This is a genomic window from Rhizobium sp. CC-YZS058, from assembly GCF_034720595.1.
Taxonomy (GTDB): domain Bacteria; phylum Pseudomonadota; class Alphaproteobacteria; order Rhizobiales; family Rhizobiaceae; genus Ferranicluibacter.
In genome coordinates this window covers 3,981,945-4,004,947 of the sequence record NZ_JAYESJ010000001.1, presented here as the reverse complement: position 1 = coordinate 4,004,947, position 23,003 = coordinate 3,981,945, and the positions used below count along the sequence as shown (strand labels likewise).

Here is a 23,003-nt window from a genome sequence, read left to right as displayed (position 1 = left end):
TTGCCTCCGTGCTTCGCCGGTCTGCCCATCCAGGGCAGGCCGGTTTTTATTGGGCGCACCCTCCGTCGCCTGTCGCGAATCATCTATGGAAGGCCATGGTTCCGCTTTTGAGATCGTCCCTCCGCCTACGGCAGAAGCAGCCAGCGCCGCCCTCGACGCTGGTAATGACGATCGACGGACGCAGCGTGCCCCTGACGATCAAGGAAAACAGCCGTGCCACGCGGCTGACGCTGCGGATCGAACCGGGCGGACGTGCGCTTCGGCTGACGGTGCCAACCGGACTACCACAGCGGGAAGTCACGGATTTCCTCGATCGTCACCGCAGCTGGCTGACCGCCAAAATGGCGCGCTTTTCCGGTGAAAGTCTCTTGGAAGGAGGCGGCATGCTGTTCCTGCGCGGCGTCGCCCATCGCATTGCCCGCACCGGCCGTCTGCGCGGTATTACAGAAGCCGTGGTCGAGGATGGGGAGCCCGTGCTCAAGGTCAGCGGCGCGCCGGAACATCTGAGCCGCCGCATCGCGGATTTCCTCAAGAAGGAAGCACGGCTCGACCTGGAACGTCTTGCCACGGCGCATGCCAAAAACCTCGGCCGGCGCATCACCTCGCTGACGCTTCGCGATACGCGCAGCCGTTGGGGGTCCTGCGCGGTCGATGGCGCGCTTAGCTTTTCCTGGCGCATCGTCATGGCGCCGCCCTATGTGATCGACTACCTCGCCGCCCATGAAGTGGCGCATCTCGAACAGATGAACCACGGACCTGATTTCTGGTCGCTCTGCGAAAGGCTGTGCCCGATGACCCGGGAAGCCCGGCACTGGCTGAAGCGCAACGGAACGCTTCTGCACGCGATCGACTTTTCCTGAACCCGGCTGCGACAGCCTAACGCCTCGACTTCGACGCCTTTTCGTGCAAGGTCGCTCACCATGGCAATCGACGTAAAAATTTGTGGCTTGCGAACGCCGGAGGCGGTGGACAAGGCTGTGCAGCGCGGCGCCAGCCATCTCGGATTTATCTTTTTCGGTCCGAGCCCGCGCAATATCGAGCCGGATGATGCCGCGCGGCTAGCGGACCGGGTTCGCGGACGAACGAAGATCGTCGCGGTTACCGTCGATGCCGATAATGATATGCTGGACGAAATCGTCTCCCAGCTCGATCCCGACCTGTTGCAGCTTCACGGCCATGAAACGGCCGATCGCGTTCTGGAGGTTGGCGCCATTTATGGCAAGCCGATCATCAAGGCGTTCTCCGTCCGCGAGGCGGATGATCTTCGCGGCCTCGAGGCCTATCAGGGGATCGTCGAGCGTTTTCTCTTCGACGCCAAGGCCCCCAAGGGGTCGCTGCTGCCGGGTGGCAACGGCGTCTCCTTCGACTGGCGACTCCTTGCCGCGCTTGACGGCAAGGTGGATTACATGCTTTCCGGGGGCTTGAACGCTGACAATATTGGCGAGGCCCTGTCGCTGACAGGCGCGCATGCGGTCGATGTTTCCTCTGGAGTAGAAAGCGCGCCAGGCGTGAAGGATCTCTCGCGGATGGACGCATTTTTTGATGCACTCGATGCTGCGACGGCAGACGAGCGCGCAAGGAGCAGGATGTGAACGAGACCCCGAAGCCCAATTCCTTTAAGTCCGGTCCCGACGAGGACGGTCGTTTCGGCATTTTCGGTGGGCGCTTCGTCGCCGAAACGCTGATGCCGCTGATCCTGGATTTGCAGGAGGAATGGGCGCGGGCTAAGACCGATCCGGAGTTCCAGGCGGAGCTCAAATCGCTGGGCACGCATTATATCGGTCGTCCGAGTCCGCTTTATTTCGCCGAACGGCTTACCCAGCACCTCGGCGGCGCCAAGATCTACTTCAAGCGCGAAGAGCTGAACCACACTGGATCGCACAAGATCAACAATTGTATCGGGCAGATCCTGCTGGCCAAGCGCATGGGCAAGACCCGGATCATTGCCGAGACCGGCGCCGGCCAGCACGGCGTGGCCTCGGCCACGGTTGCCGCCCGCTTCGGCTTCCCCTGCGTCGTGTATATGGGCGCGACCGACGTCGAGCGCCAGGCGCCGAACGTGTTCCGCATGAAGCTGCTCGGCGCCGAAGTGAAGCCGGTCACAGCCGGCAACGGCACGCTGAAGGACGCGATGAACGAGGCGCTGCGCGACTGGGTCACCAATGTCGACAGCACCTATTATCTGATCGGTACGGCCGCCGGTCCGCATCCCTATCCGGAAATGGTGCGCGACTTCCAGGCCGTCATCGGCCAGGAGGCACGCGAGCAGATGCTGGAGGCGGAAGGCCGCCTGCCGGATCTCGTCATTGCTTCGGTCGGCGGCGGCTCCAACGCCATCGGCATCTTCCATCCCTTCCTCGATGATCCGTCCGTGCAGATCATCGGCGTCGAGGCCGGCGGCAAGGGGCTTAGCGGCGAAGAGCACTGTGCCTCGATCACCGCCGGCACGCCCGGCGTGTTGCACGGCAACCGCACCTATCTGCTGCAGGACCGCGACGGGCAGATCAAGGAAGGCCACTCGATCTCGGCCGGTCTCGATTATCCGGGCATCGGGCCTGAACATTCCTGGCTGAGCGACATCGGCCGCGTCCAGTATGTCCCGGCCATGGACCACGAAGCGCTGGAAGCCTTCCAGCTGCTCACCCGGCTCGAAGGCATCATCCCGGCGCTGGAGCCCAGCCATGCGCTGGCCGAAATCATCAAGCGGGCGCCGACCATGGGCAAGGACGAGATCATCCTCATGAATCTCTCCGGCCGTGGGGACAAGGACATCTTCACCGTCGGCAAAATCCTGGGAATGGGACTGTAACGCGTATGACCGAACGTATGGACACGCGGTTCGCCGCTCTTGCTGCCGAAGGCCGGCCGGCTCTCGTCACCTATGTGATGGGCGGTGACCCCGACTACGAGACCTCGCTCGCCATCCTCAAGGCCCTTCCGGTGGCGGGTGCCGATATCATCGAGCTCGGCATGCCGTTCTCCGATCCCATGGCCGATGGTCCGGCGATCCAGGTGGCCGGCCAGCGCGCGCTGAAGAATGGCCAGACGCTGGAGCGCACGCTCGCTCTCGCCCGCGATTTCCGTCGCAGCGACAACGACACGCCGATCGTGATGATGGGCTATTACAACCCGATCTATATCTACGGCGTCGCGCGCTTCGTCGAGGATGCCAAGGCCTCCGGCATCGACGGTCTGCTGATCGTCGATCTGCCGCCTGAAATGGATGACGAGCTGTGCATTCCGGCACTCGACAAGGGCTTGAACTTCATCCGCCTGGCAACGCCGACGACCGATGGTCGCCGCCTGCCGACGGTTTTGAAGAACACCTCCGGCTTCGTCTATTACGTCTCGATGAACGGCATCACCGGCTCGGCCCTGCCCGATCCTTCGATTGTCGGCGAAGCGGTGGCGCGGATCAAGCAGCATACCCACCTGCCGGTCTGCGTCGGCTTTGGCGTCAAGACTGCCGATCACGCGCGCGCCATCGGTGCCTCGGCGGATGGCGTCGTGGTTGGCACGGCTATCGTCAACCAGCTGGCCTCCAGCCTGGATGAACATGGCCAAGCGACGGCGGCCACCGTTCCCGGCATCGAGGCCATGGTGCGCAGCCTTTCGTCCGGCGTTCGCGCGGCCCGCCTTGCAGCGGCCGAATAAACGCCCACATTTCCCCGGACAGTCGCGTCTTGGCGACGCCGCAAGGAGCTTCATCCCGTGAACTGGATCACCAATTACGTCCGCCCGAAGATCAATTCGATGCTCGGTCGCCGCGAGGTGCCGGACAATCTCTGGATCAAATGCCCGGAAACCGGCGAGATGGTCTTCCATCGCGATCTTGAGGAGAACAAGTGGGTCATCCCCGCCTCCGGCTTTCATATGAAGATGCCGGCCAAGGCACGGTTGAAGGACCTGTTCGACGACGGCGTCTACGACGCCCTGCCGCAGCCCAAGGTGGCGCAGGATCCGCTGAAGTTCCGCGACTCCAAGAAATACACCGACCGCTTGCGTGACAGCCGCGCCAAGACAGAGCTCGAGGACACGATCCTTGCCGGTGTGGGCTCGGTCAAGGGCGTCAAGCTCGTTGCGGTCGTGCACGAATTCAACTTCATGGGCGGGTCGCTCGGCATTGCCGCGGGTGAAGCGATCATCAAGGCCTTCGAGCGGGCGCTGGCCGAGAAATGCCCGCTGGTCATCTTCCCTGCCTCGGGCGGCGCGCGCATGCAGGAAGGCATCCTGTCGCTGATGCAGCTGCCGCGCACCACGGTTGCCGTGCAGATGCTGAAGGAAGCCGGTCTGCCCTACATCGTCGTATTGACCAATCCCACCACCGGCGGCGTGACGGCATCCTATGCCATGCTCGGCGATCTGCATCTGGCCGAGCCCGGTGCGGAAATCTGCTTTGCCGGAAAGCGCGTCATCGAACAGACGATCCGCGAAAAACTTCCCGAAGGCTTCCAGACATCCGAATATCTGATGGAGCACGGCATGGTGGACATGGTGGTCAAGCGCCATGATATTCCGTCCACGCTCGCACAGGTCCTGAAGATCCTGATGAAGAAGCCGGTGGAGGCGACCAAACGTGAACCGGTCACCGCCATTGCGGCGCCGGCTGGCGTTCCGATCGCCGCCAGCGTCTGACGCCGATCATGGCGGGGCCCCTTCTGCCGGCGGCGCACAGCGAAGCCGCCGGCGAGATCGACACGCTGCTGGCCCTGCATCCGAAAGGCTTCGATCTTTCGCTGGAGCGGATCACGCGCCTGCTCGCCCGGCTCGGCAATCCGCAGGACCGTTTGCCACCGATCATCCATATCGCCGGCACCAACGGCAAGGGATCGGCCACCGCCTTCACCCGCGCCATTCTGGAAGCCGATGGACATGCCGTTCATGTCCACACCTCCCCGCATCTGGTCCATTGGCACGAACGCTACCGCATCGGGGTGAAGGGCGGCCGCGGGACGCTGGTCGAAGACGCCGTTCTGGCCGATGCGGTCCGGCGCGTGGCGGCTGCCAATGACGGCCAGTCGATCACCGTCTTCGAAATCCTCACTGCCGTGACCTTCCTGCTCTTTGCCGAGCATCCGGCCGATGTCGTCGTGCTTGAAGTCGGGCTCGGCGGCCGCTTCGATGCGACCAATGTCATCACCAAGCCGGCCGTCTCGGTCATCATGCCGATCTCGCTCGACCATCAGGCCTTCCTCGGCGACCGGGTCGAGCTGATCGCGGCCGAGAAGGCCGGGATCATGAAACGAGGCTGCCCTGTCGTGATCGGGGCGCAAGAGGACGAGGGCGCGCGCGCCGTGCTGATCGAGGCCGCCGAGCGGCTTGCCTGTCCCTACACGGTTTACGGCCAAGATTTTCTTGCCTACGAAGAATTTGGCAGGCTGATCTACCAGGACGAGTTCGGGCTCTCCGACCTGCCTCTGCCCCGCCTGTCCGGGCGCCACCAATATGCCAATGCCGCCGCCGCCATCCGCGCCGTCAAGGCGACCGGCCTGCAGCCGAGCGATGCGGCGATCGAAAAGGGTCTTGTCACCGTCGAGTGGGCCGGCCGCATGCAGCGGTTACCGGCGGGGCGGCTCGCGGGCCTGGCACCCAAGCACGCGGAAATCTGGATCGATGGCGGCCATAATCCCGGCGCAGGGAAGGTGGTGGCGGAGACGATGGTCGGAATGGAAGAGCGCGACCCGCGCCCGCTCGTCCTCATCATCGGCATGATCAACACCAAGGACCCCCTCGGTTATTTCACGGCCTTCGCCGGCCTCGCCGAGCAGGTGTTCACTGTTCCGATCCGCGGTTCGGATGCCTCGATCGACGCGGTGGCCCTGGCCGAAGACGCCGCCGATGCAGGGCTGAAAGTCGAGGCGGTCTCCTCCGTCGCCGAAGCGCTGGCGACAATCGCGGTGCTGTTTGATGGCAACGCACCGCGCATCCTGATCGGCGGCTCGCTTTACCTGGTGGGCGAGGTGCTTGCCGAGAACGGCACGCCGCCGCGCTGAAAAGCATCCAGTCGAAACACTGCGCATGAAAAAGCCCGGCTCGCGAGAACCGGGCTTCTTTGCATGGGATCGAACGCCCGATCAGGCGGCGCTGGCAATCCAGGAGCTCAGAGCGGTCTTCGGGGCTGCGCCTACCTTGATGTCCGCCACTTCGCCGGCCTTGAACATGGCAAGGGTCGGAATGGAGCGCACGCCGTACTGGGCCGCGATTTCCGGGTTTTCATCGATGTTGATCTTGGCGACCTTCACCTTGCCGGCGAGCTCGTTGGAGATTTCTTCCAGGCTCGGGGCGATCATCTTGCACGGACCGCACCACTCGGCCCAGAAATCAACGATGACCGGCTCCTGTGCGTTCAGAACTTCATCCTGAAAATTGGACGTATCGACTTTCACAGTCGCCATGGGCCTTCTCCTTTATGCGGTCGGCTTGTCTGGATGGCGCGCGGCATCGCGCGTCTTTGCGATGAGATGTGTGGGCAGGAAGCCCGCTTTTCAACGTCCGGTATCTCACTTTGTCGCGATCTCTTCAAGCGCGGCGTCCAGACGGTGGCTTTCCACCTCCATCACCTGCGGTCCCTCCGTGAAAATCAGGATGCAGCGGATGGTGTGGCCGGGGTAGAGCGGCGTCAGCAGCGCGCGATAGATGGCCAACTGTGCGCAGTAGACGAAGGGAATGTCGGCGGTGCTTTTCGGCACAGTCCGGTTGGTCTTGAAATCGACGATCGTGACGAACTTGTCCTCGACAGCCAGCCGGTCGATCCGGCCCGAGACCGCATGCTCGCTTCGGCCAAGCCGCAGCGTTCCCATGATCGAGACTTCCGCGCGGCTCGTCCCCGAGAAGAGGGGAGAGAGCGCCGGGGCGTCAAGGATGCGCAGCACGGCGTCGAGGATCCCGCGGCGCTGGCTTTCCGGCCAGCGAGGCAGGGCGCGGTGCAGATAGCGTTCGGCGGCAGCCTGGCGTTCACCCGGTGCAAGACCGGGCAGGACCTGAAGGAGACGATGCAGCACCGCGCCGCGCAGCAGCGAGGCACCATCGGACGATCGATCCTCCGGAAAGAGCCGCGAGCCGACCACGGTCTCGCTCGCGTCATCATCGACGGTCAGTCCCGCCCCGGAGGGGCTTAAGGGTCGGGGAAGGCGGCGTTGGGGCGGCAGCGGTGCCAGAAGGGTTGCGGGAACAGCCACGTCCTCCGCCATCGCCTTTTGGTCGGCGGGCTCGGACGGAAGGCTGCGGCGCGGGCTTTTGGCCAGCCAGCGGAAGCCCGACCATGCCAGCCCGCCGGCGGAGAACTGCATGGGCTCGAGCCGGCGATCCGGGTCGGCCGAAAGCCCGGCTTCCACCATGGCATGCCAGCTTTCGGGATTGAGCGTCTTGCCGCGATAGCCGCACACGATCAGCCGGTCGGCAGCCCGCGTCATGCCGACATACAGAAGACGCCGATATTCCTGCTCGGCCAGATCCTTCAGCCGGGCCTTGTCCCGGTCGAGAATGCTGTTCGAGGTGGAGCCGGGCGCCTGCCAGACCGGGAACCGCTCCCCACCCGCCTCCGGCTCGATCATGCGCAGGCTCGGCATATGCTGGGAAACGAATGCCTTGCCGCCGCTGTCGACGAGGAACACCACCGGCGCCTCGAGGCCTTTGGCCGCGTGAACGGTCATCACCCGGATCTCGTTGCGCTCCTTGTCCTGCTCGCGCTTGATGGTCGGTGCTTCGAGTTCCAGGCTGGCGAGAAAACTCTGAAGGCCAGGCAGCCCGTTCTCCTCATGGTCGAGACAGAAGCCCAGAAACTCATCGAGCACATCGCTCGCCTCGCTGCCGAGCCTGGCAAGGAAGGCGGCGCGTCCGCCACCCGCTCCAAGCAGCGTCGCATAGAAATCATGCACCGGCAGCCGTGCGGCATCGGACTGTAGCCGGCCGAGCCGCTCCATGAGCGGGCGCCACAGTCCATTCTCCGCCGCTGCCTTTTCCTGGAGCGCCGACCACAGGCTCGTGCCCGGCTCGCGCGGTGCGGCCAGCGATGCCAAGGCCTCCTCGCTCACCGAGAAGAGCGGGCTCTTCAGGCAGGCGGCCAACGACAGATCGTCCTGCGGCAAGACCAGAAACCGACCGAGCGCCACAAGATCCTTCACGGCGATATGATCGGTCAGCACCAGCCGGTCTGCTCCGGCAACAGGAATATCATGATTGGCCTTGAGCGCACGGGTCAGCGCCGTCACGAAGGCGTCGCGCTTGCGCACGAGCACGATGACGTCGCCGGGTCGCATCGCACGGGTCGTGCCGCGTTCGGTGATCGTCTCCTTGCCGATCCAGTCTGCCAGGCGCGCGGCAATCCGCTCGGCCAGCTGATTGGGCGGCGCGGTTTCCGGCGTCGCATCGAAGGCGGCCTCCCAATCCTCCTCCTCGTCGCCCGGCAGGGGTGCGATCGTGTCCCAAACCTCGACCAGGCCGGCATGGCCGATCCGGTTCGAGGCATGGGCGATCGGCTCTCCGGTCGCGCTCAAACCGCGGGCATGGGCCGGCGTCCGGAACACGCCGTCTACCGCCGTCAGCACATCTTCGGTCGAGCGGAAGGAGAGCTGCAGGCGAATGCGGCTGAAGGCGCTGCCGCTGCCTTGCACCAGTCTTTCCAGGCGGTCGGCCTCCTGCGAGAACTGCTCGGGCCGCGCGCCCTGGAAAGAATAGATCGACTGTTTTTCATCGCCCACCGCGAACATGGTGCGACCGCGCCGCGCCGATTCGCCGGCAAAGAAATCATCCGCGAGCGAGCCGATGATCGACCATTGCACGGGGCTCGTATCCTGTGCCTCGTCGACGAGAATGTGGTCAATGCCGCGATCGAGCTTGTAATGAACCCAGGCGCTGACATCGGAACGCATGAGCAGGCTCGCGGTCCGGCCGATGAGGTCGTCGAAATCGAGCTGGCTGCGGCTCTTCTTGATCTCCTCATAATCGCGGTTCAGCCGGTTCGCGAGGATCAGTGCCGCGCGGGTGGCGTCGAACATGTGCAGGACGCTCAGCCGGTCATTGAGCGCCACCAGGCGATCGCGCGCAGCAAGCACCAGTGCTTCCAGTTCCGGCGCAGCCTTGCGCAAGGCTGCGGAAACGAAGGCAGAGTCCGCCCTCGGCTTACCGGTCGAGGTCAGGAAGACGTCGCAAAGCGCATGATAGCGCTCGAGCGGCGTCGAGAGAGCTGCAGCGGCTGCAAGGCCGTCTGCAGCCTTGCCAACGGTCTTTCCGCCGATGGAGCGGCCGAGATCGATATAGTGAGAGAGCCTAGGGCCCGCCAGCGGCTCAAGCGGCCAGAAAGCCGAAAGCACGGTCTCGCTCGTTTCCTGCGGGGCGATCTCAAGGGCTTGGCGCAGCCGGGCCTCGACGCCGCCGTGGCGGTCCGCATCGTCGAAGAAGGACTGGAGGGCCGATCGGGCGGCAACGATCATCCCCATCAGCTTTTCGAGCCCGGTATCGTCGGCAAGCTCCAGCACAGTGGCAAAGGCATCGGTCAGCTCGGGATCGCCCCGGCTGGCGGCGGCAGTCAGCAGCAGCCGGCGCGCATCGGTTAGCAGAACCGCCGAGGCCCGGTCGTCAAGAACGGAGAAATGACCGGCGACATTGGCTTCCAGCGGAAACTGGTGCAGCAGCGCCTCGCAAAAGGCGTGGATGGTCTGGATCTTCAGTCCGCCTGGCGTTTCGAGGGCGCGGGCGAAGAGGCGGCGCGCCTCGGCAATCTTCATCGCATCCGGGGGCGCCCGCTCGATCGATTCGATCCGCGCGGCCAAGGTCTCGTCATCGAGCGTCACCCATTCGCCGAGCCGCTGAAAGATGCGGTTCGACATTTCGGCCGCCGCTGCCTTCGTATAGGTCAGGCACAGAATAGCCGAGGCGCGGCAGCCGGAGAGCAACAGCCGAATGACACGCTCGGTCAGCACATGCGTCTTGCCGGATCCGGCATTGGCCGAAACCCATGCCGAGCGTGTGGGGTCTGAAGCAAGCCCCTGCATGCGCGTGGTGAAGTCCAGCCAGTCGGCGGGCAGGGCCGAGACCGGCGGGTCGTGACGATCGTCAGCCATCCTCGCCCTCCTCGGCATCGCTGCTGCGCCACTCCGCCACGCGGGCCAGATGGTCGTAATCGCCGCCATAGTCGCGTTCCTTCTCAGGAACCACCCGCGAGGCAAAGCCGCGTTTGCCGGTCATGAGAGCCTGCAGCAATCCGGTCAACTGCTTGAGCGCCTCGGCAGCAAGATCCTCCGCGCTTACCGGCTCGGCGCTGCCGCGGGTCGGCTGGCCATCGGTGTTCACGCGGTCGGACTTGAACCGGTCGCCCGGTTTCAGCCGGACATAGAGGAGTTCGTCGACCGGATGCCGGCCGAGCGCGCGGAAGCCGCCCGCCTTCAGCGCGGCCGCTTCCAGCGCCAGCTGCGGATCCAGCAGGGAGCGGGCCTGTCTCGGCGTAGGGTTCGATCCGGTCTTGTAGTCGATGATCGTTGCGCGGCCGTTGCGGTCGAGATCGATCCGGTCCGCACGGCCTGTTAAACGAATCGTGTCGACGCCGAGCGGCATGGAAGCGGACTCTTCCAGGAAGGTCTCCAGGATCTCGCCCGGCCGGCCGCTCTCCCAGAGAAGAAAGGCGTCCCCCACCGCGCGGAAGCGGGGACGCCAGACGACATCGATATGAGGGGGCAGACCGGCCGAATCGAAGATGGCGTCGGTCAGCCGCCGCATCTCCACTCTCGCCTCGGTGGAGGAGGGATCGAGCCGCTGGCGGAGGAAAGCCTCGACGATGGCGTGATAAAGCGTCCCCCGCTCGGCCGCACCCGGATCGGCATTGAAGGGATCGATCGGCTCCAGCTTCAGGATCCGCCGCGCATAGACGGAATAGGGATCGCGCCTGAGCCGGCCGACCTCGCTGAAGGAATAGGAGCGCGGCTGCATGGCAAAGTCCGGCCTCGGTTCGGGCCGTTTGCCGATCGGCTCCGAAGGTCTTTTGTCCATCGCAGCGGCGTAGGCCAGTCGGTCGCGGCCGTTGGCGCGCAACTGGGCTGCCAGTTTCGGCCCGCCGACGGCCAGAAGGCGCTGCAGCCAGCGGGAGGCCACCGTCGGGGCCGAGCCCTGACGCAGCGCCCGGCTGAAGATCAGGCGACGGGTGCCGCAGGCCATTTCCAGATCATGGGCCAGCTGGCCGATCCGCCGCTCGGGCGGTTCCAGCCCGATCCCGGTCTTCATGCCCCGCGATAAAAAGGGGTCATTGGCGGTCTGACCGGGCCAGACCCCTTCGTTCATGCCGCCGAGCACCACCAGATCCACCGATTGCAGCCGGGCTTCCAGCGCCCCGAAAATGAAGACGCGCGGATGGCGCATGGCGCGTGGCTTGATGGCAGACCCGGCCATCAGGGCCTCCACAACCTCGCACCATTGCGCGCCGTCAGCCTCGATCTGCCCGTCGGCTTCGATCACCGAGCGCAGCAGATCGGCAAGCGCCCCGCCCGCATCGCCCGCCCAGAGAGGGCCGAGATCGCCGCTTTCGGCAATCGCGATGGCTTCCAGCGCTCGCCCGGTTCTTTCCGCCCAGTCCGACAGCGTCAGGGTACTGCTTGGTCCACCCCGGCCTTTCAGGCGGCGCGTGAGGTCCCCGGCGAGCGGCGCTACGGCATCGGCGATCCGAGCCGCCACCGAACGCGCAGCATCCAGTCGCGTCGCATCGATCGTGCCGACCCAGCGCGGCTTGTGGATGGCGCCGTCGAGGCGGGCGACCGCCTGGTCCAACGGGGTCAGCAGGTCGGCAAGGTCGGCGGGTTCGGTGCCGCCCCGCAGGGCATAGAGCTCCAATGTTTCGCGCGCCCGGGCAAACTCGTCCGGCTGCAGACCGAAGGCAGCCAGGGGATGTTTGAGCAGAGCGGCAACGGCGACGGGATCGCCAGGTTTCAGCACGGTGTCCAGCATCAGCCGCAGGAGCGTGCCCTGTGGCGTGGCGGAAAGCGGCGTTCCGGCCGTGTCGTCTGCTTCGATCCCGAAGCGCTGCAGTTCGGCGGCTACCCGTCGGGCGAGCTTGCGGTCGGGCGTGATCAGCGCCGCCTGGCAGTCGTCGTTCCTGGACAGGGCCATGCGCAGCGACAGGGCGATCGCCGTCGCCTCCTCCCGTTCGTTGACCGCTTCGATCAGCGCGGCATCGGCGAAGGCGGAAAGCACATCCTCGTCCTGCAGCGTCTGGCGTACCGCGTCCCAGCCGCTGGTGGCCTCGACCGGCAGGAAGGCATGGGACAAGGTTGCGGCGCGGTGGCGAAGGTCGGGCGCCGCCTCCGCCAGAGGCTCCACCTCTTCGCGCTCGACACCCATGCGCTTGAGCAGGCGGAAGAAGCCATATTGCGGATGGCTGCGGCTTGCCGGATCCTCGAAGGCGCGCAGGGGGTCGCCCTCCGGCGCGATCAGCGACCAATCGGCAGCGGACATGGTCTGGTCGAGGCCGGGCAGCACGATGGCGCCCTGCGGCAGCTTCTGCACGGCGAGGATGAGGCGCGTCGTCGCGGGAATGGAGCCGGTCGAGCCGGCAATGATCACGGGTCCGTCGATCGCCCCGTTCATGATGCGATGGCTTTCGGATTCCAGCACCGCACTGCGGTGGCGGGCAGGGGAGGAACGGTTCAACTCCTCCAGCCGCGCCGGCCAGAAGGCGCGGGCGATCTTCAAGAATTCGAGCGTCAGTTCCCACCAGCGCGCATGATCGCCGGCATCGAGCGTGTCAAGGCGCTCCCAGTCGAGCTCCTCGGTCTCGATATCATCGATGATCTGGGCAAGGTTGCGGGCAAGCCAGATGGCGTCGGCCGGGCTTGCCGGGGCAATCAGCGGGCTCTCGCCATGCAGTTCGGCCACCACACCGGGCAACGCATTGCGCCAGGCCAGGATCAGCCGCGCCAGCTCGATCAGCCGGGCTGGGCCCGAGAGCGGCGGGGCGAGATCCAGCACGGCCGGAACATCGGCATCGAAGAAGCCGCTGTCGTCGTCCGTTTCTCCCAAAGCGCGAATGGTGGGCAGAATGGCGGACCGCGCACCAAGGCAATCGACGAAATCGGAGCGCAGCACGCGCGCCGCACGGCGGGTCGGCACAAAGATGGTCACGCCAGCCAGCGAGAGCGGATCGGCCGGATCGTAGCGATAGCCGGGCACGATCCGCCCCTCGCACAGGCTGTGCACCAGGGTGGGCAGAAACGGAACGCCCGCCGGGATGGTGAAGACATTGCCGGGTCCGGTCGGGCCTGGCCGAGGTGAGGAGGCGGCCATCTCAGGCACTCTTGGCCAGGCGGGCGATCACCTCTTCCGCTTCCGAGACCGCCTCAGGCGTGCCGACGGTGATCCAATGGCCCTCCAGAATCAGGCCATGCAGCCGCCCCGCGGCGATCGCGTCGTTGAAGGTGACGTTGAGGTTGAAGGGTTCGGAAGGCGCATCGGCCAGAAGCCGGCTGTCCATGGCGATCGCGCCGGCATAGACGACGGGCTGCGGCAGGCCGTCGCGATAGCGCGTCAGGCGGCCATCGGCGCCGAGCGAGAAGTCCTTGGTGCCGTTGTGCCCTGTGGTGTCCTCGGGACGAGCGCAGAGCATCAGCATGTCCATCCGCGCCGGGTCGAAGGCCTCCGCAAGCCGGCGGAGATTGCTGCGGGGCTCGCCGAGCCAGAAAAGATCGGCATTCATGACCAGCACAGGCCCCGGCTCCAGCAAGGCGAGACCCTTGGCAAGCCCCCCGCCGGAATTCATCAGCTGGGCGCGTTCGTCGGAGAGAATAATCCGCGGCCGGGCCCGCTCCGCCAGATGCGCTTCCATCAGGTCGGCGAGGTAGTGGACATTGACCACCACCGTCTCGACCCCCGCCTCGACCAGAAGATCGAGCACGATATCGATCATGGGGCGGCCGGCAATCGGAACCAGCGGTTTCGGCAGCGTGTCGGTCAACGGGCGCATGCGGGTGCCGAGGCCGGCGGCCAGAACCATGGCATTCGTGATCGGCATGCGCGGCATTCCCAAGCGGCGAACCGGAAGTGATTCGCCCTAGAGGATTCGAACCTGTCTCAACCAGCCATGCAAGGGGGCAAGCGCCGGATGGGCAAGCGCGCGCTCCAGGTACTCCATCGTGCGCGGCATGTGCTGCATGTACCCCGGCTTCCCGTCCCGATCCTTCAGGCGCACCCAGATGCCGAGAAGCTTGCAGTTGCGCTGCGCTTCCATGACATGCAGATCGCGGCGGAACGTCACCTCGTCGAAGGGTCCGAGGCGTCGGCGTGCTGCGATATAGGCGTCGCACAGGCGGTCGCTCATCTCCGGTGCGATGTCGACCCGGGCATCCTGGATGAGAGAGGCGAGATCATAGGCCGTCGGGCCGATCATCGCATCCTGGAAGTCGATCAGGCCGACGCGGTCGATCCCGGTCTTGTCCGGGCGCCAGAGAATATTCGGCGAATGTACGTCGCGCAGCAGCAGGTTCGTCTCGCCATCGGAGATCCTGTCGATCAGCTGGTCCCAGACGGCGGAGTAGGAAGCCCGCTCTTCCTCGCCGGCCGGCGTGCCGCGGGCATGGGGCAGATACCAGTCGAGCAGCAGCCGGATCTCGATCTTCATCGCCCTGCGGTCGAAATCCGGGATCTCGTGCTGCGTTCCGTCCGGCAGGGGAATGCTCCGTCGAAAGGGTTGGGCATGGAGAGCCGCCAGGACTTCGGCCACGGCGTGATAACGATCCTCGATCGGGCGGCCTGCGCCATCCAGGATGCCGTCCCGGCCCAGTTCCTCGACCAGCAGCAGTCCCTGATCATACGCATCCGCCTCGATGCCCGGCACGGCAAACCCCCGGCTCGCGAGTTCGAGGTCGATGCCGACAAAGGCGCGGATATCTTCGGCGATATGAGCGAGCTGCTGATAGTACAGGCCGTCTTCGAGGATCGGGCCTGGCTTGGCGCGCGGTGAATCCATGAGCACGCGATCCGCTTCGCCCGTGATGCGGATCCGCTCATAGCCGCGAACAGAAGCGTCTCCCGTCAAATGGCGGCGCGTCGCGCCGACCAGACCGGCACGGTCCAGAAAGGCGCGAATCTCGAGACTGCGGGTCAAGCGCTGGAGAATCGCTGGGTCGCCGGAAACCGTCAGCCGACGGCCCTCGCCCTCCTGAGCAAAATCCAGCGTGGCGGCGCGCTTCGGCAGCCGTCCCTCGGCGCGTTCCGGCCATTCGATGAGGCAGATGCCGGTGTGCGAAAGCTCGTCCAGCCCCAGCTCGACAAGTTCGTCCGGATCGCCCAGCCGATAAAGGTCGAAATGGGCGACTGGTATCCTGAGCTCATAGCTCTGCACGAGCGTGAAGGTCGGGCTCGGCACCTCGAGATCGGGATCGTCTGCCATGGCGCGGATCAGCGCGCGTGCGAGCGTCGACTTGCCGGCACCGAGATCGCCCTGGAGCAGAAGCGTATCGCCGGGCTTCACGGCAAGCGCGAGATCTTCGCCAAGCTGCAGAGAGGCTGCCTCGTCGGGCAGGGCAATTTCGAAGGACGGGGCAGGAGAGGCGCTCATTCCGCAGCGGCAGCCTTGGGGATTTCGCCGTTCGGGATGCGGCAGATCACATCCGTTCCTTCACCCTCGCGGCTGAAGATCTTCACGGTCCCATGGTGCAGGCTGACGAAACTTTCGACGATCGAGAGACCAAGCCCGGCGCCGCCGCGCTGTCCATGGCTTTCGAAGCGGTGGAACACGGTCTTCAGCACCTCGTCGGGAATGCCGGGCCCGCGATCGGAGACGGTGAAGACGAATTCGGTCGGTGTCCGGCTGCAGACCAGATCGATCACGCCGCCTTCTGGTGAGAAATTGGCGGCGTTGGTCAGAAGTTTGATGAAGATCTGCTTGAGCCGCTGCCGATCCGCGACGAAGAGGCCGAGGGTTTCGGGCGCGTCGATCCGCAGCGTCACATTGCTTTCATGCAGACGCTCCGCCATCTGGCGGGAGACCTCGTCGAGGAAATCGCTGAGGTCGATCTCGCTGAAATCCAGCTGGATGATGCCGGCATCCACGGTCGCGAGATCGAGAATATCGTTGACGATGGTGAGAAGCAGGGCGGAAGACGAGGCGATGTGATCGACATATTCGGCCTGGCGCTCGCTCAAGGCACCGAAGGCCGGGGTCTTCAAGAGATCGGCGAAGCCGATGATGTTGGTGAGGGGCGAGCGCAATTCGTAGGAAACATGCTGGACGAAATCGTTCTTCAGCGCGTCCGCCATGCGCAATGCCTCGTTCTTCTCCGTCAGCGCGCGCTCGACGCGGACACTGTCGGTGATATCGACGAAAGTCAGCATGGTCTGGGCATTGGGCAGGGGAATCACGGCAAAGTCGAGGATCAGGCCGGTGCGAAGTTCCAGCATGCCGCGGCTCGAAGGGCGTTCGTCATCGAAGGAGGTGATGACGCTGGAGAAATGCTTCCAGCCATCCGCCCGGTCATAGGAGGCGGCGCAGATCTGCTCGACGGCACGGATGTGCGTGCCGGGCTTCACCTCTTCTTCCGTCACGTTCCACAGGGCGCGGAAGGCGGGGTTGGACAGGGTAATGCGTCCATCCGCCCCGAACACGGCAACGCCTTCGGACAGATGATCGATGGTGACGCCCTGCGTCTGCACCAAGGTGTTGTAGCGCGTTTCCAGATCCACATGTTCGGTCAAGTTTTCGAACACCCAGGTCGCGCCGCCTTGCGGGCGGGCTGTGGCAAAGACACGGAGCGTCTGCCCGTTCGGCAGATGCCAGAGGTCGCTTTGCGTGTCGATCTCCTGGTAAACGGACAAGGCATTGTCCTTCCACTGCTTCCAGTTCTGCGGCTCATGCAGCTGGCCGGCCTCGCGCAACCGGTCGAAGATTTCGCCATTGCCCGGATGACGCTCGAGAAACGCCGTCTCGAGCTTCCAGAGACGCTGGAAAGCCTGGTTGTAGAACTCCAGACGCTGCGCACCGTCGAAGGTTGCAACCGGCGTGCCAAGATGATCGAGCGTCTCGGCATGGCTCTTCAGCGTGCGCTTGAGCTCTTCGCGCACCAACTCGATGCCGCTGACGTCGATGGCAATGCCAGCGGAGCCTGCAGCACTTTTGGCGTCCACTACGTCGAAGAAGGTTCGTTCGCCGTGAACGACGGTGGAGAGCGTCTCGCGGAAGGCTGAATCATAGGTGGCGCCGGCCTTCATCTTTTCGCGGGCGACGGTGGAGAAGAGTTCACGGCGCTCGCTCAGGACGAGGGGAAGCGTCGCGGCCTCGACCGCATCGCGATAGGCCTCATTGACCCAGGTCAGCGCACCGTGCGGATCGCGCTGCCACACGGGCATGTCGATCGAATCCAGCAAGGCCTGCAGCGTGGTGATGGTGGTGCGCAACCGATCGCGCTCCAGCGTCAGCGTCGCCAGATCCTCTCGCAAATTCGCGAGCGCCACGAAGCGCACGAAGGCGCGGCCGCCGGAAACGCGGCCCTGTGTTTCGAGAATGGCGTTGCGGTTGGTCTCGACGATCAGGTCGAAGCTTTCCGCGGAGCTGCGCAACCGATCGATCGCGCGTTCCAGCTCGGCCGCGGAGGCGGGCGTAAGCCAGCGGCCGAAAGCCAGAAAGTCGCGATCCTCGACCGGAACACCGCAGTCCGGCGTCAGCTGGCCGAGGAATTCCGGCTTTTCCGTCGGCCCGTCCCACACGACGATCCGGCGGTTCTTGTCGGTCAGCAGGGCCTGGAAGCGGGCGATCCGTTGCTTGGCGTCGGAGAGGGCGGCCTTGAGGTCGCGATTGTCCGATTCAACCGAGCCGCGCTGGCGGATCAGCCAGACGGCCGAAATCATGGCGGCAGAGATGGCGCCGGTCAGAACCGAAAAGGCAATGATCTCTGAGGAGCGGAAGAAGGCGGCAGCCGCACTGTCGGCGGCAAGTGCCGGACCGGCGGCCAGCAGCGCCGAGCTGGCCGTGAGACGGGAAACGAGGGTGGGAAAACGGCCGAGCCGGCTTCTGGTTTCGGATCGCGCGGGGCCAAGTTCGCCGTCGCGCGCGCGTGAAGAAGCTCTGGTCATGAATGCGCCTGTCCCCGTTGCACGGCCTCGAAAAGGCGTCATTCGACGCCCTTCACGCACAGTCGGAGCACCGTCTTGAAGACGGGCACCCCTTCGCCGTCGGACCGGCATAGACGGCGTGGCTTGCCCGCCGCTTACGCAACGTCGCCACACGCACGCCCTTGTCCGAGCTCACCGTCCAGAACGCCGTTGTGCCGCATCGGCGTTCACGAATCGATGGCCGTAAGCTTAACGCTTCGCTGAAGTGTCGCAAAGCGGAACACAAAAAGAAGCCGCGCATCCGGTTTTCGGATACGCGGCGGTCTTTCAGGCTTGAGGCCGGATCAACTTAGTAGCGGTAGTGATCCGCCTTGAAGGGGCCCTGCGGCGTGACGCCGATGTAGGAGGCCTGCTCGTCCGACAGCGTCGTCAGTTTCACGCCGAGCTTCTCGAGATGCAGGCGCGCGACCTTCTCGTCGAGGTGCTTCGGCAGCACGTGAACTTTTTTCTCATACTGGTTCGACTTGGTGAACAGCTCCATCTGCGCCAGCACCTGGTTGGTGAAGGAGGCGGACATGACGAAGGAGGGGTGGCCCGTGGCATTGCCGAGGTTGAGCAACCGGCCTTCCGACAGAAGGATCATGCGGTTGCCCTTGGGGAACTCGACCATGTCCACCTGCGGCTTGATGTTCGTCCACTTCAGGTTCCGGAGCGCGGAAACCTGGATCTCGTTGTCGAAGTGGCCGATATTGCCGACGATCGCCATGTCCTTCATCTCGCGCATATGGTCCATGCGGATCACGTCGCGGTTGCCGGTGGTGGTGATGAAGATATCCGCGGTCTTGACCACGTCCTCGAGCGTCACGACCTCATACCCATCCATGGCGGCCTGCAGGGCGCAGATCGGGTCGACTTCGGTGACCTTCACGCGCGCGCCGGCGCCGGCGAGCGAGGCAGCCGAGCCCTTGCCGACATCGCCATAGCCGCAGACGACCGCCACCTTGCCGGCCATCATCACATCGGTGCCGCGTCGGATGCCATCGACGAGCGATTCCTTGCAGCCATATTTGTTGTCGAACTTCGACTTCGTCACGCTGTCGTTGACGTTGATCGCCGGGAAGGGCAGCAGGCCCTTGGCATGCAGCTGGTAGAGACGATTGACACCGGTGGTGGTCTCTTCCGTCACACCCTTGATCGCATCGCGCTGCTTGGTGAAGAAGCCGGGGGTTTCAGCAAGGCGCTTCTTGATCTGTGCGAAGAGAATCTCTTCCTCCTCGGACCCGGGATTGGACAGCACGTCCTCGCCCGCCTCGGCGCGGGCGCCGAGCAGGATGTACATGGTGGCATCGCCGCCGTCATCGAGGATCATGTTGGAGAGGCCGCCATCGGTCCACTGGAAGATCCGGTCGGTATAGGTCCAATATTCCTCGAGCGTTTCCCCCTTGACGGCAAAGACCGGGATTCCGGCTGCGGCGATGGCGGCCGCTGCGTGATCCTGGGTCGAGAAGATGTTGCAGGATGCCCATCGCACCTCGGCACCAAGCGCCACCAGCGTCTCGATCAGCACCGCCGTCTGGATGGTCATGTGCAGGGAACCGGTGATGCGCGCGCCCTTCAGCGGCTTGGCTTCGCCGAATTCGCTGCGGCAGGACATCAGCCCCGGCATTTCCGTTTCGGCGATGGTGATTTCCTTGCGGCCGAAGTCGGCCAGGCCGATATCGGCCACCAGATAGTCGTTGAAGGTGCTCATGGAGTCTCCGCTGAGAGTGGCGCGGCCGCAAACCGGGCGGCGCGGCCGCAACCGGACAGGTTGCGACGATCGGGGTCTTCTAGCAGATCCCGCCGCCGCTGGCAATCAGCACATAAAGAGGTCTTTATATGTTTATGCGATCACATCTCTTCGCCGAACCGGTCGCGCACGAGGGCGTCGAGCGCGTCGAGCGCTTCTTCGGCCTGCCGGCCAGAGCACGTGACGGAGATGGAACTGCCGGTACTGGCCGCGAGCATCATCAAACCCATGATCGACAGCCCGCCGACGGTCATGCCATCCTTCGTCACCGACACTTCGGCATCGAAGCCATCCACGGTCTGGACGAATTTGGCTGAAGCGCGGGCATGCAGACCGCGCTTGTTGATGATCTGGAGTTCGCGCGAAACGCTCATGAAGCTTTGCTTTACTTGCCGCTGAGAACGCGGCTGGCGACGTTGATGTATTTTCGCCCCGCTTCGGAGGCTTCGGCGAGCGCCTTGTCCATGTCGCTTTCGCCCCGCACGCCGGCGAGCTTGATCAGCATGGGCAGATTGACGCCGGCAATCACTTCGACCGTGCCGCTCTGCATGACGGAAATGGCGAGATTGGACGGCGTGCCGCCGAACATATCGGTGAGGATGATGACGCCGCTGCCCTCATTGGCGGCCAGCACGGCCTCCAGAATATCCTGGCGGCGCTGGTCCATGTCGTCCTCCGGACCGATGCAGACGGTTTCGATGAACTTCTGCGGCCCGACCACATGTTCGAGCGCGAGCCGAAACTCGTCAGCGAGCTTGCCGTGCGTGACAAGCACAAGTCCGATCATGATGTTCCTGCTCCAATCCCATTTCCAGACCGCCTGACCGAATACCGCAACGCAGCAATTTCGTCCACCGTCGGGGCGGCCATCTTGGCGAGGAAACGCGCAAGCGCAAGTTAAAAATCCCAAATACACGGCGGATTGAGCAAAATCCAGGCAGCTGTGATCAGCTTTCGGAGCATTTCAGCGGCATGATCGCAAGCAGGAGATCCAGGGGTTCTACCCCGTGGAGCAGCGGCAGAACCGCAAGCGGCAGGCTCGCTCCGGCGACCGGAAACACTTCCTCCTCAGGCGCCATCCGTTCGCCGAAGGGCGGCAAGAGAGGGCGGATGGCAAGGGAAAGCCGGGCCGCGGCAAGCGGCGTGACGGGAATGATGCCAAAACCGCGCAGCTCCGCAAGGCCCTTGATCGCGTGTGGCGCTCGGGCAATCAGGCTGCTGCCCGCCCGTGTCACGACCACGCGGTCATCGGCGACCAGGGACGCGAAGAGCCCGCGCTGCCGGGCGGCGCAGATGCAGGCGAGCGCCGTGCTGCTTTTGCCGCTTCCCGACGCGCCGACGAAAAGAACACCGGTCGTCCCGATGACGATGGCGGTTGCATGAATGGTGGGCGCGGTCACGCCGCCGTCTCGACCGGCAGGGACAGGATGAAGCGCGCACCACTGATGCCGCCGTCCTTGTCGGTCATGTTCTCGGCCTTCAGCGTGCCGCCATGGGCTTCGGCGATCTGGCGCGAGATCGACAGACCGAGACCGGAATTCTGACCGAAATCCTCGCCCTCCGGCCGGTCGGTGTAGAAGCGTTCGAAGATCCGGTCGATGTCTTCGGCCTGGATCCCGGGGCCATTGTCTTCGACGAAGACCAGGCAGCTGTGCTTGCGCCGCGTCAGCCGGACCACAATGCGCCCGCCGTCTTCCGGAACGAAGGAGCGGGCATTCTCGATCAGGTTGGTGATGATCTGGCCGATCCGCAGCTCATAGCCGTTCACGTCGAAACGCGTCTTCGGATCCTTCCGATCGACCACGAAATTCAGGAGAACGGACTTCTTCTTGTTGCGGATCTGGCGGGAGATTTCAACGAGGTCGCCGAGCAGCTTTTCGAGATCGACCACCTGCGCGTCGCTACGGGCCAGTTCGGCATCGAGCCGCGAGGCATCCGAGATATCGCTGATCAGCCGGTCCAGTCGGCGCACATCATGCTGGATGACGTCGAGCAGCCGCTGCTTGGACTCCTCGGTGCGGGCAAGCGGCAGGGTCTCGACCGCGCTGCGCAGCGAGGTCAGCGGATTCTTCAGCTCGTGGCTGACATCGGCGGCAAAATTCTCGATCGCGGCGATCCGGTCGTAAAGCGCACCGGTCATTTCGCGAAGGGCAACGGACAGGTTGCCGATCTCGTCCTGACGGGAGGAGAAATCGGGGATTTCCTCCCGCTCCTTCGCACCGCCGCGGCGCACGCGGATGGCCGCGGCGGAAAGCCGGCGCAGCGGATTGGCGATGGTGCTGGAAAGAAGCAGCGACAGGATGACGTTGACCAGCGCGGCCACCCCGAAGACACGAATGATCGCCAGGCGCTCGGCATGGACGATCTTGTCGATATCGCCGGCCTGGGTGGAGAGCAGCAGCACGCCGAGCACGGCGCGGAAACGCTGCACGGGAACGGCGACGGAGACGATCAGCTCGCCCTGTTCGGTCACGCGCACCACGGCGCCGCGCACGCCGGTCAGCGCATTCATCACCTCCGGATAGATCGAGCCGTTGCCGCCCGGCGGCTCCTTGTAAAGCGGGAGATTGCTTGGCTGCAGCATGCGATTGAACCAGGTCGCAACCCGGTTGGTCATCGACGGGTCGTCCGGCTCGATCGGCGGAAGATCGAAGCGCAGCACCTGGCCGCCGGTATAAAGATGGCGGGAATCGAGCAGCAGATCGGCATCGGCATCGAAGAGGCGGGCGCGGGTGCGTGTGGGCGAGATCAGCCGCCGCAGAACGGGGGCCACCCGCTCCTGGGTGATCGGGAATTCGAGATCCTCGTCGCGCGGCAACGGCGTGATGCTCTGGCCGGCCTGCAGCTCGAGCAGCTTCTCCGGGTCGATGGTGATGGAGTTGGTATCGACCGAGGCGGAGGCCGCAATCGCGCCTGCGATAATTTCACCCTGGGTCAGAAGGCTCTCGACACGGGCATCGATCAGCCCCTCGCGGAACTGGTTGAGGTACATGATGCCGCCGACCAGAACGACCAGCGCGACCAGGTTGAAAAACAGGATGCGCCGCGTCAGGCTCGAAAACACGGCATTGCCGAACAGGCGCCGGATGATGGTGAACGGATGCACCCACCGCCGGCCGCCGGCCACACGCCCTTCGTTGTCTTCGGCGTCGCTCTGTCCTGATCTGTCGATCACGCCCGTCCGGTCCGT

Annotated in this window: 17 protein-coding genes; 6 read left to right on the top strand and 11 right to left on the bottom strand. The window is 64.6% G+C overall.

Features of this window, described 5'->3' with window-relative positions; translation table 11 throughout:
• The first annotated feature begins 95 nt into the window (after positions 1–95).
• Genes U8330_RS19090 through U8330_RS19065 form a run of 6 tightly spaced genes read left to right on the top strand, consistent with a single transcriptional unit; the run spans position 96 to position 5,993 of the window.
• Entirely contained in the window at positions 96–860 is a 765-nt protein-coding gene (locus U8330_RS19090; protein WP_323106833.1) for a M48 family metallopeptidase, read from the top strand.
• 60 nt (positions 861–920) lie between these two features.
• Positions 921–1,592 carry a phosphoribosylanthranilate isomerase gene (locus U8330_RS19085; protein ID WP_323106832.1) on the top strand — a complete coding sequence of 224 codons (672 nt, stop codon included), beginning with the start codon at positions 921–923 and terminating at the stop codon, positions 1,590–1,592.
• Complete coding sequence (gene trpB, locus U8330_RS19080; RefSeq protein ID WP_323106831.1) at positions 1,589–2,809, top strand: tryptophan synthase subunit beta; 1,221 nt, start codon at positions 1,589–1,591, stop codon at positions 2,807–2,809. Before U8330_RS19085 ends, trpB begins: the two co-directional genes overlap by 4 nt.
• 5 nt (positions 2,810–2,814) lie before the next feature.
• Positions 2,815–3,654, top strand: a complete 840-nt coding sequence (gene trpA / locus U8330_RS19075) for a tryptophan synthase subunit alpha (RefSeq protein ID WP_323106830.1) — start codon at positions 2,815–2,817, stop codon at positions 3,652–3,654.
• A 57-nt stretch (positions 3,655–3,711) separates the two neighbouring features.
• Positions 3,712–4,635, top strand: coding sequence for an acetyl-CoA carboxylase, carboxyltransferase subunit beta (gene accD / locus U8330_RS19070; protein ID WP_323106829.1), 924 nt, complete (start codon positions 3,712–3,714; stop codon positions 4,633–4,635).
• 8 nt (positions 4,636–4,643) lie between these two features.
• On the top strand, positions 4,644–5,993 hold the full coding sequence (locus U8330_RS19065; RefSeq protein ID WP_323106827.1) for a folylpolyglutamate synthase/dihydrofolate synthase family protein: 1,350 nt from the start codon (positions 4,644–4,646) through the stop codon (positions 5,991–5,993).
• An 81-nt stretch (positions 5,994–6,074) separates the two neighbouring features.
• Here the strand turns inward: U8330_RS19065 and trxA are convergent, their stop codons facing one another.
• The 11 genes from trxA to U8330_RS19010 form a co-directional block, all read right to left on the bottom strand.
• On the bottom strand, positions 6,075–6,395 hold the full coding sequence (trxA, locus tag U8330_RS19060) for a thioredoxin (protein WP_323106825.1): 321 nt from the start codon (positions 6,393–6,395) through the stop codon (positions 6,075–6,077).
• Positions 6,396–6,500: 105 nt separating this feature from the next.
• On the bottom strand, positions 6,501–10,061 hold the full coding sequence (gene addA / locus U8330_RS19055; RefSeq protein ID WP_323106824.1) for a double-strand break repair helicase AddA: 3,561 nt from the start codon (positions 10,059–10,061) through the stop codon (positions 6,501–6,503).
• On the bottom strand, positions 10,054–13,266 hold the full coding sequence (addB, locus tag U8330_RS19050) for a double-strand break repair protein AddB (protein WP_323106822.1): 3,213 nt from the start codon (positions 13,264–13,266) through the stop codon (positions 10,054–10,056). Before addB ends, addA begins: the two co-directional genes overlap by 8 nt.
• Before the next feature lies 1 nt (position 13,267).
• The gene (locus U8330_RS19045) at positions 13,268–13,990 is read right to left on the bottom strand and encodes a nucleotidyltransferase family protein (protein WP_323106821.1); all 723 of its coding nucleotides are present in this window, start codon (positions 13,988–13,990) and stop codon (positions 13,268–13,270) included.
• Between the two features lie 39 nt (positions 13,991–14,029).
• Complete coding sequence (tsaE, locus tag U8330_RS19040) at positions 14,030–15,535, bottom strand: tRNA (adenosine(37)-N6)-threonylcarbamoyltransferase complex ATPase subunit type 1 TsaE (protein WP_323106820.1); 1,506 nt, start codon at positions 15,533–15,535, stop codon at positions 14,030–14,032.
• The gene (locus U8330_RS19035) at positions 15,532–18,045 is read right to left on the bottom strand and encodes a sensor histidine kinase (RefSeq protein WP_323106819.1); all 2,514 of its coding nucleotides are present in this window, start codon (positions 18,043–18,045) and stop codon (positions 15,532–15,534) included. The genes tsaE and U8330_RS19035 overlap by 4 nt, the downstream gene beginning before the upstream one ends.
• Before the next feature lie 328 nt (positions 18,046–18,373).
• The gene (ahcY, locus tag U8330_RS19030; protein WP_323106818.1) at positions 18,374–19,774 is read right to left on the bottom strand and encodes an adenosylhomocysteinase; all 1,401 of its coding nucleotides are present in this window, start codon (positions 19,772–19,774) and stop codon (positions 18,374–18,376) included.
• A gap of 140 nt (positions 19,775–19,914) precedes the next feature.
• A complete protein-coding gene (locus tag U8330_RS19025; protein WP_323106817.1) occupies positions 19,915–20,187 on the bottom strand; it encodes an HPr family phosphocarrier protein in 273 nt (90 codons plus the stop codon).
• 11 nt (positions 20,188–20,198) lie between these two features.
• Complete coding sequence (locus U8330_RS19020; RefSeq protein WP_323106816.1) at positions 20,199–20,600, bottom strand: PTS sugar transporter subunit IIA; 402 nt, start codon at positions 20,598–20,600, stop codon at positions 20,199–20,201.
• Positions 20,601–20,760: 160 nt separating this feature from the next.
• Positions 20,761–21,213 (bottom strand): HPr kinase/phosphatase C-terminal domain-containing protein, encoded by a 453-nt coding sequence (locus U8330_RS19015; RefSeq protein WP_323106815.1) that lies wholly within the window; start codon positions 21,211–21,213, stop codon positions 20,761–20,763.
• The gene (locus U8330_RS19010) at positions 21,210–22,985 is read right to left on the bottom strand and encodes a sensor histidine kinase (RefSeq protein ID WP_323107367.1); all 1,776 of its coding nucleotides are present in this window, start codon (positions 22,983–22,985) and stop codon (positions 21,210–21,212) included. The genes U8330_RS19015 and U8330_RS19010 overlap by 4 nt, the downstream gene beginning before the upstream one ends.
• Positions 22,986–23,003 lie beyond the last annotated feature (18 nt).